The sequence below is a fragment of the Yoonia sp. SS1-5 genome (assembly GCF_038443705.2).
In the GTDB taxonomy this organism is placed as follows: Bacteria; Pseudomonadota; Alphaproteobacteria; order Rhodobacterales; family Rhodobacteraceae; genus Yoonia; species Yoonia rhodophyticola.
Window position 1 is genome coordinate 3,790,567 of the sequence record NZ_CP151767.2, and the last position, 14,602, is coordinate 3,805,168.

Genomic DNA, 14,602 nt, shown 5'->3' on the forward strand with positions numbered 1-14,602 from the left:
CAGGATGCGCCTGCGAGCCGGGCGTCAGTTGCGAAGGGTAAATCGTCGAACGTTGTGAGTATGTCAGCAAAAAGTTAGGAAAATGGACGGCGTCTGTGTGTCTTGGCCGTCAGCCCGTGGCGTTGCTGGCGGCAATATTACTCCGAGTGCCGTTGCGCCAACTGCTCTGCGATGGACTCGCGGACACGCGAAAGCAAGACCCCAGCATTTGCGCGGCGCCACCCAAGAGCAGAATAGTGAACCGCGAAAACCTTGAGGCCGGAGGCTCCGCTGCGGAGCACTGGTGCACCCGAACTGCCATGGTCAGTCGCACTCTCATAGAGAACTTCACGGGCCTTTGTCGCATCGTTCAAGGGCTCAAGTATCTTGTTGTGTTCCAGGGCAACGGACATCACCGATGCGTTCTGTGGAAAGCCGATCACGAAAGCTCCCTCTCCGATATTTGCCGCTGGTGTCTCGTGGAGGATGGACGTCGTCAAGCCTGGGGGGTAAGTCCCAGTTCCCTTCAGCCGTAATACCGAGTAGTCAAGCCAGGTGTCTTCGGGTGCCTCCGGATTATGTGTCCAACCTTCCTCCAACTCGAACGTCGGCTTGCCATCAGCATAATGAAAATGCGCGACCAGACGCTCCGGTGGTTCGCTGTCCTTGTACTGGCCCGGCCAAGTGGAGACATGGGCGCAAGTTACCAGAACGACTTCGTTCGGATCGATGTTTTCAGCGATTTCTGGCCGCAATTCCCCCAGCAGTTCCCCCAGCTTGACAGCAAAACCAGTGCCTAGACGTCCATTGTCGTTGGAGATCTCGGCGATGTTCCCCGCTGCATTCACCAGCGAGATGAGCCGGTTTATCGAATGCAGCTTATCACCGGTCCAGTTGCTTTGCAGGGTTCGGCTTTCCTCGATCTCCTCAGGGGATAGCTCCAGTGTTTCCTGCACCATGTCTGGGGTCAGCACGACGATACGTTGCAATTCGAAGCTCGTGGCCCGCATCGCTGCGCGCAAGACTTCGAACCCGTCATTTCGGTAACGCAGGATTTCGGAGAATTGGCGGACCGTTCCCGCGAATTTGAAGTCCGGCTGCGCGTCGCCTTGCTCTTCGCGCAGATCGTTGAGGTAATTCTTCAGATGCTCTTGGGCCGCGCTGGCATCGCCACCATTTGCGATCTCGATCTCGGCCAGAGACGCGTGATCCCAGGCATCGATTTGGTTTTTGCGGCTGCGCTTTTTGAGACGTTTGTTAATTCGGGCTTTGGTGTTCTTTGTATGCTTTTTCAGCCATTTATCGATGTCATCGATAGAAGGGTCCGAGAACTCAATGCCGTAGTGTTTCATCACGGCCGCCATGGACAGAAGATTGACTGCGGGCCCACGCCACAGCCAGGCGCGCGTTTCCCGATCTTCCTCGGACAACCCGTTCTCCGTCATCTGGAAGGCCGTTTTGTAAGCCGCGAACGCGGCCCGCGCATGAACCGCCATCTCTGATTGGCGATCGGTCACAAGAGCTTCGTAATACAAATCCTTGTGCGCGCGAGCCCGCATCATGCAGGCCACCGCCAGATGCGCGCGGTCGGGGTACTCGGGATCGACCCACTCCTTCAATAGCGTCAACGCCGCTGACGGCCCGCCGATCCGCGCACCGCGCAGATCGACGAGGGCTTGTGCCGCGGAGGCGGCAATGATCGGGTCTTTCACACCCAAAGCGTGCAGCCGGTCGCAGGTTTCCAGCAAAAGCGCATTTCGGTCGGGACCGGCCAGCGTGTCGAGGAACTTGGCTAGAGCCACACGGACGGGGCGGTCCTCGTGAACCGCGACCGCGCCCATGGTATTTATGATGCCAACAACCTCTTCTACGGCTGCTTTCTGCACCGTCTGGGTCTCGGCCTTAGCCAGTCGTTGACGCGCCGCATCTATCTTGGCTTTCGGTGTCATTTGAAGCTGATCGAACCAGGGCCGGTAATACGGCGTACAGAAGTTGAGAACTGCATCGATTCAGTCGGCTCCGATGTATCAAGCGGGTCCACACTGCTGAGCGATCCAAATGACAGGCCGGTCTTTTCGGCAATCAGCCGTATCGGCACCTGGTAGGTCTTGTAGTCGCCCAAAACGAACTCGGCTTTCAACAAGGACGAAATCATTGGGCCGTGCGAAAGGACGTAGCCGAGCGCCACGAGATCCCCGCTTTCGGCGTCGCGCATCACCACGACCTTCCAGAACTCTTCCGGGATTGCGATATCCTCCGCGCCGACCTGTCTGAGAAGAGGACGGTCGGCGTCGCTAAAGACCGGCCCGGTAAAGACCGACGCTTTGAACCCGAAGTCTTCCGCACTGTCGAGGACGTAGTCTTCAAGACCTACCCAGTCCTTCTGGTTCAGGTCTTCATGCTGGGGTGCTGCGTTCGTGTAGAAATACGTGTCCGATTGCGCCTGAGCCACAAGCTCATCAGATGCCCCATCGGGTGCCCAGCACGGATCGAGCCGACGCACCATATGGCCACGGTCCAGCGGATTGTGTTTGTAGAGCAGGTTTCCGACCTGATCGCCGTTCGCCAGCCTGCGATCGATCTTCCAACTGTCGCTGCGCGGTATGCGGCGGAGCCGTGTGCCGTCGATATTGACCGCTGTCACCATGGGCAACCGTCGCGCGCCGTTCTGAACGACTGAGAAGTTTCGATATTTCAATTCGATTCCGGAACCGTCCACAAGCTGCGCGAGCTGGGCCTTTAGCTCATCACTCTCGGCGACGGGCAGGGGTATGTCGGTGCCCAGAAACGCCGCGTCGTAGCCGTTGCGATCGGAGAACGAACTGGCTGGGGCCTCCGTGGCGTCCTCGACAAGTGCAGCACCAGTGGAGGGTGTCCCGAGGTGAATACCGCTCCTGAGGGAGGAAAGCGCCGCCTGCACAACGTGACCCGGAATCGCGTAATTGCGGACATTCTCGGTGCCCGCGAAGTGCAGCCCGACGACCTTCGCGTTCATGTCAAAGATAGGGGAGCCGGAGTTGCCGCCAAGCGTTGAGGCGTCATGGAAGATCTCGTTGATACCGTTTCCACCAAACGTGACTTTGCCCGGCGCCAGCCGCTTGACATCATAAATATCGCCGAAACACATTTTCATGAGTACTTGATCATTATCGCGCGTGTCTTCAGCGGGATAGCCAACGACGGCAATAGGGTCTTCGGGTTCGGCAGGCACATCCGCAAATTCAAGCTGCGTCTCCAAAGCCTGACTGAGTTCCAGAATCGCGAAGTCCGGCTCATTGGCGCCTGCGACGTAGAGAACGCTTTCGATTTTGACGTCAAATGGTCTGTCTCGCCCGCCGATATCAGACGGAATGGTTTGGATTTGCGCGAGCGTGTTGGCCTCAACGCGAATGCCTGGGAAAATCTCCCATCCGAAACGGGCATCGCCCTGTACGAAAAGTTCTGCCACGTGACGGTTGGTGATCAGAGTTCGACCGTCTTCCACAACCCAGCCGGTGCCGACATTAGTGCCGCTGAAGCCGAAGATATCGATCCGCGCAACTCCCGTCGCCATTTGCTCAAGGATCGGGCGATTTTTCTGAAGAAGCGCCAGCTCTTCAAAGCCCGCGCCAGAGACGAAAATCTCGCTAGGGTTGTCGACCCCCGCCATCATTACTTTATCGCGGTGGATATAATAGGCGGGCCTCAAGTCCGCTCGAACGATGGCCTCCAGTGCGCGACCGTCTGGGGTAAGCGGGGTAATGCCACCACGGGCGCCCTCGAGATGTCGTTCGGCGAGACTATCCGTGTCTCCCGATGGTATGGCACTTTCGGCACGCCGTCCGGATGGATCGCTGCTTTCCAAGTGCGACTGCCAGCGCTGAGCGGCGCGGTGCACCGCCCCGTCATATGTGCTTCCAAGCCGGGTCAGACTTTGCGCGCTTGCGGTGGATGCTGAACTTTCCGACGTGCTACTTCGCGCCGCCGATGGCGCCTCGGATCGACCGGGGCGTCGACTCTCCGCCGGAAAGGCATGGGCGTTTGTCAGCTTCACATACTCGCCGATCCGGTGATCGGCGATCAGTGGGATCTGACCTTCCAACTCATGTCCCGTGTCCGTCTGGCGTCTGCCATCCGGACCAATGTTGCTGGCTCGGAAGAAGGCCTCGATCTGCGCTTCTTCCTCATCAGTCAATTCCCCGGGACCGTTATCTATTTCAGTCTGGCTACTTTCGAGGCGACCCTCGGCCTGCGCACGTCCCTGTTTCAGATTGCCTTGTCCGTCGAACTGGATAAGACCGCCCGTGTGTGTGTAACTTATCGGAATGCGCGCAACGATGTCCCGGTTGTTGACTAGGCGAACGTAGCGATCCCCGAAAAGAGCTGCGGCGGCGCGAGCGGCGTCCCGCTTTAACGCACGCGGCTGGCCAAAGGTCACGAGCCCGTCAAGGTTGCCGCCAGATTGCGCGATGGCCGCCATGAGGCCCACAGCGCCCCCAAGGGAATGACCGGTGATCCAGATCGACCGTGTGCCGTTGAGCCGGGCTAGTGTCGCGTTGACCTCATCTTCAGCCGCCTGCCACTGCGCCAGAAAACCGCTGTGAACGCGACCTCCGTTTGCGGGGTGTGCGGCGGAGGGAATACGCAAATTGCTGCCCCAATCGCTCAGACCTTGCGTACCGCGAAAAGCGACGATCGCGACTTTGTTGCCGACCGCCGTAAATCCTTGCGTGTTTCCAAAAGAAAAAACCCGCGGTGCCATTTGCCAGCTTGCGCTTAAGACGTCGTGGACCTTTTGTGGGTTTGTCTCGTAGCTAAGCTCACAGGCTTTGGCCAAAAGATAAGCCTTGTGCCAGGTCAGCCCGGGCCCTTCCAATACGCTTTCATCGAAATTCATGTTATAAAATCCTCATAAATTATGGAAAAAGCTTAGCACGAGGCGCATGTTCTCCAAAGAGCAAACGCTTGTACACATCCGCTTTAAGCGCTTGGAGCGCGCGGCGGTATTCGGATTCGGCGAGGTGAATTCTTGCAGGCATCCAAGCCATGCAGCACCCTAGTCGGGACCTGAGCGCGGATCGTGGCGAACTGACTCGCCAAATTCCTCATCCGCCTGATCGGATGTCCAATCTGCCGGATTGTTGGAGTAAGCCGCTCGCCCGAAGGCCGCATCGTGGCTTGTCACGATGATCTCCGTCACGATGTCGGCGACCTCGCTCTCGGGTAGCGCCATTTCGCGAAGACCTTCAACAACCAGTGCATATTCATTGTCGAGACGCGTTCCGAAATTCCCCGGATCATCCGCGCTCACCGCCACGCGAATCCCTCTCTCTCGCACCTTTGTCTTCAGAATGGGATGGTCCTTCATTCTTATGAACCCGCCCACACATCGATTGGAAGACGGGTTCACTTCAATCACGATCCGTCTTTCGCAAATCTGACGGATCAGTTCACTTCTTATGAGGTTAAACGCTTCCGTCACAAGCGGGTTCGACAGCTCATGGGGTACGGTCCGCATCAAGGCCCGTCGGCGACACACATCAGGGTCGTAAGCGTCTGCGCGCAGGATGTCGATCTCTTCGGTGTCCGCGCGAAGTCCTGTGAGCCGCAAAAACGGTGCTTCCTCGAGTTGCTTTTCAGACACCGGGAATTTTCTGAGCCGTATCGCCTCGTACAACACGGATTTGCGCACTGTCCTCTGGTAGATTTCCCGACTTGACCGTTCGATGATGTCCTCAAGAATGCGGGATACGCGCCGGTCCACGCCATCGACAGTCCCCAGTCTGCGATCAGCCCAGACAAGAGCATCGAGCAGGCGCCCGACCGGCGCGACATATCTTTCGTCCTTTTGCAGAGCGTCGACTGTGAAATCGGTCCCAAGGGCTAGGGCGTGTCCAAGACGGTCGGTCGGCATCATGTTGCAGAGATTCACTGCGTTCCAGATTTCCCGTAGCCCGATCAGCGGGTGAAAGTAATCTTCTCCGACATGCAGTGTAAGCCCCAGGTGACCCTGCCGAGCGCTCTGATAGCTCTGTCGATAATATGCCGCAGTGGACGTGAGGTACTCCGAACCAATGTTAAGCAGTTCATTTGCCTGCTCATCGAGGTTCTGGCCGCGCAAGAAGTTCAAATAGGGAACGTAGTATTCGATCGGCGTGTCGCGCTCTACATTCGCGACATCGACGCCGACGACAAGCTGTCTCATCTGATCCAGGGTTAGTTCGGACGCGTCGAATTCCGGTCGATGACGATCTGTGTCTAGGGCCTCACCAGGCGCGAAACTGCGCGGGTTGTCATAGAGAAAATGCCTGAGGCTCATGAATTGACGGTCCAAGTCTCGTCTTAACCGGTCGATGTCCAGATAGGGCGCTTCGCTGCGTGCCTCAATGCGCGGGCGAATGAAGTGGACAACAAATCGCGGCATATAGCGGCCAGGTATACCGGGTCTCGGTGGTCTGCGCGACGTCATACGAAACACGGAATGGAGGGAGGTAAGAAACCTGCGGTAGCTGACCACGTCACGCATGGCCGCTATTCGCAGTTCTACATGATCGAGAGCTTGCGAGTCGAACACAAAGTCACGCCAGCGCGACAGCAGGATCCGCTCAACGCGCGGCGACTTGTTCTGTCGGACGATCTTCAGACTGTCAAAGTTGCGGCGGAAACTCTCCAGGCCGGGGTTGTTCTCCGGCGATTGAATGTGTCGCCGTACGAAGCGGTTTTTGGCGAACATGTAGCGGTCAAATGACCTCGCGAAGAACTCGTCGTCGGGATTACGAAGATGATAAAGCCAGGCACGTTGCAGCGTACAACGCTCCGACCAAAGTGCCCGCGGTTGATGATTGAAGGCGGTGTGCTCTGCTGTGTCTGGTAAGTGTTGCGAATAGATCGGACGCCATTCGCTCATCACTTCCTCAATTAGGGTACGCTCATCAAGGCGTTCCGGCCACGTGCCAAAAACGTCATCATTGCGCGGCGAATAGGCCGGTAGAGTATCGATGGTTATCTGCCGCGAAAGAAGCTCTTGCCACACCAGCGGAGCCGGTTCACATCCTGACAAGTGCGTGTGAATGTCCCGCAAGCGACGCCACATAGGCTGTCCGAGAATGAGCGGCTCATTGATCCGACAGTAAACGCCCCAGTTTTCAAGATCGGCGTGATGCATCTCACGCAGGAATATGCGAGTGAACTGAAGTGTCACGAGAATGTCCGGATCGATGATCGCAGACAGGTCCATCCAACTCTCTGCAATCCCGGATCGACCGGAGGTGCTGAGGGGCCGGATCTTGGGCTCGCCACCTTCAAACCGGATGTCGATGTTCAGCCCTTCAAGGGTAGCGAGATACCAGTTCGGCAACGCCGGATTTTCGATCAAGAAGTTGTAGAGAATGGTCTCAAGATCATCCATACGGGCCGCGCGGAATTCATTCCGCAGATAGCTCAGAAACGACTGAACCACGTCATCACCACGGTACCCGGACTCTTTCGGATTAAGCCAGACCCGGCCTTCGTTCACGCGCGGGGCGAAAACGATCAGGCGGCGGGCAATTTCGGCAAAGTCCGGTAACACCTGCGTGGCCCTCGCCTGTTAGTCCAGATTAAGCGCGTCAAGGGCATCAAGTGTTGCTGCCGCATGCTGGCGCGAGACCCCGAGCATATCCATCACGAAGCGCTGGATCGGAGTGGTGGCGCCGGGACTTTCCATTGCGGTCTCGACCGCGTCCCTCAGGGCCTGAAACGTTCCTCGTTCACCGGTTCCGCGAACAATCGGCATTACGGAGACAGCGGGATGCTCTCCGGCCCGATCGAGACACTTGCGAAGGGCTTCGGCGAGGTCCGGGCGCCGTGGATGATCGGCATAGATCTCAACGCTGTCCGCTACAGCCGCCGCGAACAGTGCGGCGTCGCGCGCATCTATGTAACGGCGGTCTTTGTCGTACGTATCGACCGGGAAAGGACGTCCCAAGAGCGCAATCGCTTTGGCTAATCTGGCATCGTCCGTGTCGGCAATATCTTCGCGCCCTGTCATCCCGCCAAAACAGTGCCGCCGCGCCAAGGCGATCGCCGCCGTAAGGCGAATACGAGCATCATCTTCGTCTATCGCGACGTCCGGATAGAGAAGCGTTGAGATGTCGCTCTCTAGCCAAGGCGGGAGTGTGTGTTCCTTTGCCCCACCCATTGTTTCTGAACCGGTTTCATTCAGAAGTTCAAAGGCGGCGACCTTGACAACTTTGGGAATGGATTGGCTTGAGAGTTTGGGTATGTTTCCATCCTTGGCGACTTTCATCGCAGCAAGGATCACCGTATGATCGATCATGTCGATGCGCGGGTCGCTACCCTCGGCGCGAGAATATCTAAGGGCCCCTCTTGTGCCCATCGGTTTTGATCGGCCCGACCAAGCATGGCGTGCCCAAGAGCCATTAAGGGCCGCATCGGTCACTTCGCGCCGCTCGAAATGCAGGGGGCGGCGTCGGCGTGGTTCTGGACTAAAAATCCTTTCCCCCAAGTCGGTAGAAACACCGAGCGCATTCAGGTCCGATATTGCCACGGCGTTCAATGGCAGGGTGCCGGACCTGTTTCCTAGGCTGGCATCACTCTTGAACCCGAGATCGGTGTCGCGATTGTCAAGCCGGTCCTCAATATTTGCAGAAATTGATGCTAAGAACTGAGGTTGCTGTAATGTATCTTTGTCAGCCAACTTTTTTGCATCCATCAAATAGGCGATCGACGGGCTTACCGATTGATCCTCGACGGTAAACTGGCTTTTCCAGACCAAATTGACGGCTCCAAAGTCATCCACTCTGAAACTCGAATTTGCCAAAAGATCGTCGGTTTCCAGCTCACGCAATTCCGCCTCGCGCGGATAGTGCTGCAAAACCAGTTCCACAGCTTTCCGTGGATTCTCTGGCTGGAAGTTGTCGCGGATGTCTGTGATGACGCGGAGGGTCACGCCGTCCATCGCGTCGGGGTATCGCGTCCACCACAACCAGCGTTCGGTCGCGCTCTTTGCTATGGGGTCGTCGATCGTCGGGGTGGAGCGTAAGGCAGTCGCTTGCAAGTCTTTAAATCGCTGCTCCTTGCCGACGCTTTCCTGCGTTGCCTTGTCATCGTCATCGGCAGGTTTGAAAAGTATGGCATGTACCTCTTCGATGTCCGAGGCGCGCAGTTTATATCTGTTCCCGACAGGGAGGGTCTTCTCAAGATAGAAATGGATCTGTTCCACTTCCTTTTTTAGATCTTGGGAAATTCTGTTCAACTGCTCATACGGGTTCGCCCAACCTGTGACACTCGTGTCGCGATTTTTCCCCATGAACGCCGTCGCTTCGAAAAAAGCGATGTAACGCTCCTGAAGCGGATCGCGCATCATGCGATATAGTTCGTCCATGTTCATCGCGAGGACGCACACCACACGGGGGTGAGCCAAATACATGCGCAGGTCTTCCAGCGTCTGACGCGCAACATTGGGTGACAGGTCGCAATCGTCCATATAGACCATCAGAAGTTCCGCGCGATTCATGTCCAGAAAATCTTCGATGAAGTCGTGCCATAGCTGTTGCCGCTCGGTCGCCAGCGAACTGTAATAGCCCTTGCGCACTACGAATTCGCGGTAGCTGACGCTGTCGCGGCTCAACATCTCGCGCCCGATGTTGCGGGCATAGGTCCAGGCCGGATCGACGCGTTCTTGCAACTCATTGAGCAGCCGCTGCGCCTCGTTCTTGGTTGGGTCATAGCGGGTGTCTTCTTGTCGGCGCCGGTTCTCCTGGTTTTCGCGCAAATGTCGTTCGAAATAGAACTTCTGCCGGTAGGCTGGTCCGGGTTCAGCGGAGGAGGGGCCCACGATGTCCTGCAATTGCCCCCGGATCATGTCGAAGATTACATCGGGCATCTCGCTTTCCCGCCCATGGGTCATATCCGGCTGAATTGTCGGCAGAACGTGCGCTGGGTGATAGCCGTCCGGACCGTCATATTTTTCGTCGTCGGCGAACTCTTTTTGAATCCGCGCGAAGTCGGCCCATATCGCGTTGTCGCCTGATTTGTTGTCGCGAAGATATTTTGAGTATCGGGCGATCCGCGCCGCAACGGTACTTTTGCCCGTCCCGCGCTCACCATCGACAACGAAAAAATTGAACGTGTGCTCGGGCACAGGATCGCGGTCCCGGCGCGGAGATAGGTAGCCTAGCGCGATTTCCTGTCGTGACCGCTCATGGCGCCTTTTGGCGGCGGCCTTTGCGAGAATGTTAATGCGTTTAAGAACTGAAATAGTTGTATTGAATTGGTTTCTGGTCAGATTGACCGGATCGGAACTCATGCGCCACCCTCCAATAACGGGGGCGCTACTTAATATTCTTCGTCAGCTAAGGCCTTCGCCCCCAAGTGCAGAGAAGGATCGAAGGTCTTATACGCATTGTCAAACGTTATGAATGCGTTCCTGCGTTTGGTCTTGTGTTCTCGATACAGATCGAACGACGCATCGAAGAGTTGAAAACGCATTTCGGCGAATGAAAGACTGGCCATGTTCGCAACGACATTTTGGCTGGCGCGTTGGACTGTGGAGCTCGAGGAGGGGTTCGGGAAGCCGTCAAAACTGAGCGGAACATCACCCTGCAGTACTCTGTCGAGATGATGTTTGCCCTTGTTCGTCAATGAGAAATTTGAGTCGTTGTAACCAGGTTTTTCGACGTGCCCCCACTCAATCAGGAATTCCATATCATTGTCGAACATCTTTGACTGATAGAGTTCTGGACCCAAGTTCGTTTGAAAGTTCCTGAAATGTGCGACCCACATCGCGGCTTCGTGCCCACGCTTCACAAGTTCCATCGACAGGAAGAGCGACATTGGCCGGAAGCGCGGTCCGGTGTTCAGTCCGAAATCCTTGTTCATCCCCCTGTCTGAAAGGTAACGGCGCCAAGTCTGCAAAAGGAGAAGCAGGCAAGCGGTTCTCGAATTGCCAATGATTTGAGTTGCCTCGGTCATGCGCTCTCCGAAAACAGATCTTGAATGCGAGAATAGAAGTCAACTTCCGGGTTGCGCTCCTTTGGCCAAATTCCAATGGCACGCATCTGGCGTATCCGCACGTTGACTTCTTCCATTTCGGAATTGTCCAACTTTCCGGAAATGAGGGCAAATACAGTATCAGCGAGCGCTGGCTCGCTTCCGCTCTTCATCAAAGCGTAGAGCTGCGGAAGGATCACCTGTGAACCTTCGTTCGCACCACCTTTTTCACTACCTTTCTTCAGAAAGTCTCTGGCGTCTTCATCTATGAGCACAAGGTCAATCCGGCTAAAACGCCCCTTCCTAAGATCACTTAGAAAAAGGTCGACACTATGGTAGGCATGCGGCGAAAGTTTGAGCGGTCGCGAACGGGAAATCCGCGAGAGACGATAGGCGAGGTCTTCGCCAAATCGGATGTCATCGTCAATGATGACGATTGTGATATCGCGAGCCACCATCTAGCTGAACCACCTACTGGATTTGACAATTTGCTGCGCGTCAAAAAAGTCAATCATCACTGAACCTTTATACCATAAGCATTAACGAACGACAAAAACACCGTCATGTGAGCGCCTCCGTGAGGGCATATGCGGGAAGCTGTAGAGCGATGCTTGTAAATGATACACGGGCGCCCGTGCCGGTCCCGGACGTCAGCAAAAGCCTGCCATTCATCGCAAGCATTGACTGGTTTGCCATGAAAAGTCCCACCCCTGTGCTGTCTTCTTTGGTACCAATGGAAACATGCGGATCAAAAAGGTACTCCCGGCGATCAGGCGGGATACCCGGACCGTTGTCACGCACGGAAATTGTGATCGGGTGCGGGTGTCCGGGCCAAAGCCGAAATGATACCGTAACACGCGGGTTGTCTGGGTCACTGCCGCCACCTTTCGCCAATGCTTCTATCGCATTGCGTAGTAGGTTGATTACGGCATCATACAATATTTTGTGGTCGTACACAATCTGGAAGCGTGACAGTTCCGCACGAAGTCGCCGATCTTGTTCTTCGGTAGTATCGTAAGGTACGGGCGTCGCGAGGTCCTCTGTAGTCTCGTCGACGGAAAACTCGTACTCGCAAACGTCTCCGGGCCCAATCCTGACTTTTACGCGGAACTGGAGCGGTCGATGCGTTGGAAACCTATTCCTGAAGAAGTGAGCGTGTGTCACGCAAGTTGTTTTAAGCTCTTGCAGCACTTCTTCGGCAGGGTAAGGCTTTGAACTTCGCGCTGAAAAAAGAGCAAGCGAATTGCGCGACATCTCTTGCGTGCTTTGCCGGGTGGTTTCGATCCATTCGTAGAGTATATCCATGTTCTTCTTGGCAGGGGCCAGATGACCGCGACCGCGCGCAACAAGTGACTTCGTCTCCTCATCGACTGCCTTCTGGCTATCCAAGACATCTTCCATGGTCTTGAGCGCCGTGTCGATTGGGGGCAACTGGTTTTTCAAATAGTGGCCCGAATATCTCGCGAATTCCTGGGATACCAATGACGCGTTTAGAAGCCCAACATTCTGCCAAAGTTCAACGGCCCGACGGTGAAACTGAAACATGACCAATAGCGCCAAGGGCACGATCGCCGCGCCCAGGAACGAAAGCTGTACCCGGGCGGTCGCCGTCGAAGAAACAAGCCGATCGATCAAGGGAAGACCGATAAAAAACACTGAGGCGAACATCGTTGCCAACCACCAAAGCCATGACCGTCGCATCATACTTCTTCGATTCGTCCCAAGTTCGTCCTGTACCGTGTTAGTCCGGTAGCCTTTGGGTAGGTCCAGCTCATCCAGCGCGCCTTGTGCCACCGATTTCGGCACATATCCCATGGGGAGGGGAGCCGCCTGAATAGCGCGTGCAGCAAGCCAGAGCACAAACACAATTCCCAGATTTAACATGTTGAGCGTGTACTTCAGGAGGCTGACCAAGACCTCATAGATAGGACCGGTGGCGAAAAACGCAACTGCGCCAACGGCGAGCGAAAGAAGGAGTACGAGGGAAAGAAGCGCAAACCAGGCATCGACATTTTGAACGGAAGGCGTGCCACTTTGATTGAGTTTGTCGATCCGAACTGTGAGTAAACTCATGAATCCGGATGAAAATGCAATCATGCCAACGCGCCAGTCTGCAGGCGCACCTTTTCCGAACCGCTGGACAAAGACACGCGTGACACGGACGCCCAGACCGGCGCCAGGCAGGTAAAGTGCGAGGAAAAGTTCGAGGTTGAGAAAGGAAAGGACTGTTCCGAATAGCAGTGTTGTGCCTGCCACCCGCGGTGGGGAGTCACCGGACGCAATCGCTGTAGATGACAAAACGGTCCACAAGCCAAAGATCGTCGCGACAAAAAACCAAGTCGCAGCAGTGATCATGATCCGGACATCGATCCCCACAAGGTTCGTGCGGGCGTCGTTCCTGCTATGCGTGGCGCGATAGCTGAACGCGTGGTAGAGCGTAACGAGGAAGAAGCCGGCACAAAGCCCGCTGCCCGTTATGGACAGCAAGACGGCGATCTGGGCCCAGGTCGCATCTTCGTTCATGCGCCGATCGCCATTAGTGGCACGCGGCAATCGTTTCGGGGAATGAAGCGACTTGAGGTCTGACTCTCAGGCATATGTGGTTTTTGCTGCGAAATTAGGAGGTTAGTTGCTCCGCCGCTTCTCCACAAGCCTATGACGACATCGCACAGCGTAGGCGTCAACGGCGAGCCGTATTGGCGCCTTGGAGCCGACCTCATGGTCCAAAAACAAAGGATTGGGTTGTAGGCAAGCGCCACGTCCCCAAATGTCACTGCGTCCAGCATACACCAGAGTAAAGCGTACAAGTGCCTTGCGAGTAAAGATCGCGTCGCAGATTGTGGGTTTCTTCGACAAGCCTGACGTCATGAGAGCATCGATTGACGCTTTGGCGGTGTTTTTTCGACAAGTGAATCAACGAGACAGAGATCACAGAATCGCCTGTGTCTAAACTATTGATAAGCCGACATTGGTCTTCAGTGCAGCATTAGGAAGTACGGGCTCCGGGCCCGAATTCGCCGCGTCCGACGTTAATGTCGCCTGCCGAAGCGCAGATATCTCGTGATCGACAGCGACGGCGAAAGATCGAGAGTTTGGCGTTCGCGACCAACGGCCGGTCTCGTGCGGTACGAAGGCGGAGGCGTGCCGCGGTGGCGTTGGGCCGCTCTGCGTCCAACTTGGACAGCGAAAATGGTAAACCTCAGAGGCGCCAAACGGCGCCTCTGCTTTTGCAGCATTAGGATATGGATCCACCCTTGCGGCACTCATTGGGAACGAAGAGGTATTTGACCCGCCGTTCGTTCATCAACAGGAGCGCCTTAGTGCGATCCATATCCGGTGTTGCCGCGCTGGCGGTGCAAAGATGAAAAGTGTTGCCGGAGGCCGGGAGGATGCGCGGGTCGCCGTGGCTCAACTGGGTTTGAAGACTACGGATATTAAATCCATCAGGGTTTGCAGTCACGTCGTCGGCGGCCGCGACCTCATTCACATGGGCGGGTCCGCAGAGTGCGTCGATGCTGCTTTTAGCAAAGGCGGCACTCGTGGCGGTGGCAAGTGCGGTGACCAGAATTGCGATGCGTGTCATAGTATTCTCCTCAGTTTTGTACCAACCCTGAGATCGGAGTTTCTTGCCTGCAGGGCGGCGAGTTCGCTA

8 protein-coding genes are annotated in these 14,602 nt (G+C 56.0%); all 8 read right to left on the reverse strand.

Annotated elements, in window-relative coordinates; translation table 11 throughout:
- Positions 1 to 137 precede the first annotated feature (137 nt).
- Positions 138 to 1,928: a serine protease gene (locus tag AABB31_RS20195; RefSeq protein WP_373635237.1), complete on the reverse strand. Its 1,791-nt coding sequence runs from the start codon at positions 1,926 to 1,928 to the stop codon at positions 138 to 140.
- Positions 1,925 to 4,855 carry a DNA/RNA non-specific endonuclease gene (locus AABB31_RS20200; protein WP_342076440.1) on the reverse strand — a complete coding sequence of 977 codons (2,931 nt, stop codon included), beginning with the start codon at positions 4,853 to 4,855 and terminating at the stop codon, positions 1,925 to 1,927. Before AABB31_RS20200 ends, AABB31_RS20195 begins: the two co-directional genes overlap by 4 nt.
- A 159-nt stretch (positions 4,856 to 5,014) precedes the next feature.
- Positions 5,015 to 7,528 carry a hypothetical protein gene (locus AABB31_RS20205; RefSeq protein WP_342076439.1) on the reverse strand — a complete coding sequence of 838 codons (2,514 nt, stop codon included), beginning with the start codon at positions 7,526 to 7,528 and terminating at the stop codon, positions 5,015 to 5,017.
- A gap of 18 nt (positions 7,529 to 7,546) precedes the next feature.
- Positions 7,547 to 10,267 (reverse strand): hypothetical protein, encoded by a 2,721-nt coding sequence (locus AABB31_RS20210; protein WP_373635238.1) that lies wholly within the window; start codon positions 10,265 to 10,267, stop codon positions 7,547 to 7,549.
- A gap of 29 nt (positions 10,268 to 10,296) precedes the next feature.
- Positions 10,297 to 10,932, reverse strand: a complete 636-nt coding sequence (locus tag AABB31_RS20215; protein ID WP_373635239.1) for a hypothetical protein — start codon at positions 10,930 to 10,932, stop codon at positions 10,297 to 10,299.
- Complete coding sequence (locus AABB31_RS20220; protein WP_342076435.1) at positions 10,929 to 11,408, reverse strand: hypothetical protein; 480 nt, start codon at positions 11,406 to 11,408, stop codon at positions 10,929 to 10,931. The genes AABB31_RS20215 and AABB31_RS20220 overlap by 4 nt, the downstream gene beginning before the upstream one ends.
- A 103-nt stretch (positions 11,409 to 11,511) precedes the next feature.
- Positions 11,512 to 13,473, reverse strand: coding sequence for a sensor histidine kinase (locus AABB31_RS20225; RefSeq protein WP_373635240.1), 1,962 nt, complete (start codon positions 13,471 to 13,473; stop codon positions 11,512 to 11,514).
- 712 nt (positions 13,474 to 14,185) lie between these two features.
- Complete coding sequence (locus tag AABB31_RS20230) at positions 14,186 to 14,533, reverse strand: hypothetical protein (protein ID WP_342076433.1); 348 nt, start codon at positions 14,531 to 14,533, stop codon at positions 14,186 to 14,188.
- Between the last annotated feature and the right edge of the window lie 69 nt (positions 14,534 to 14,602).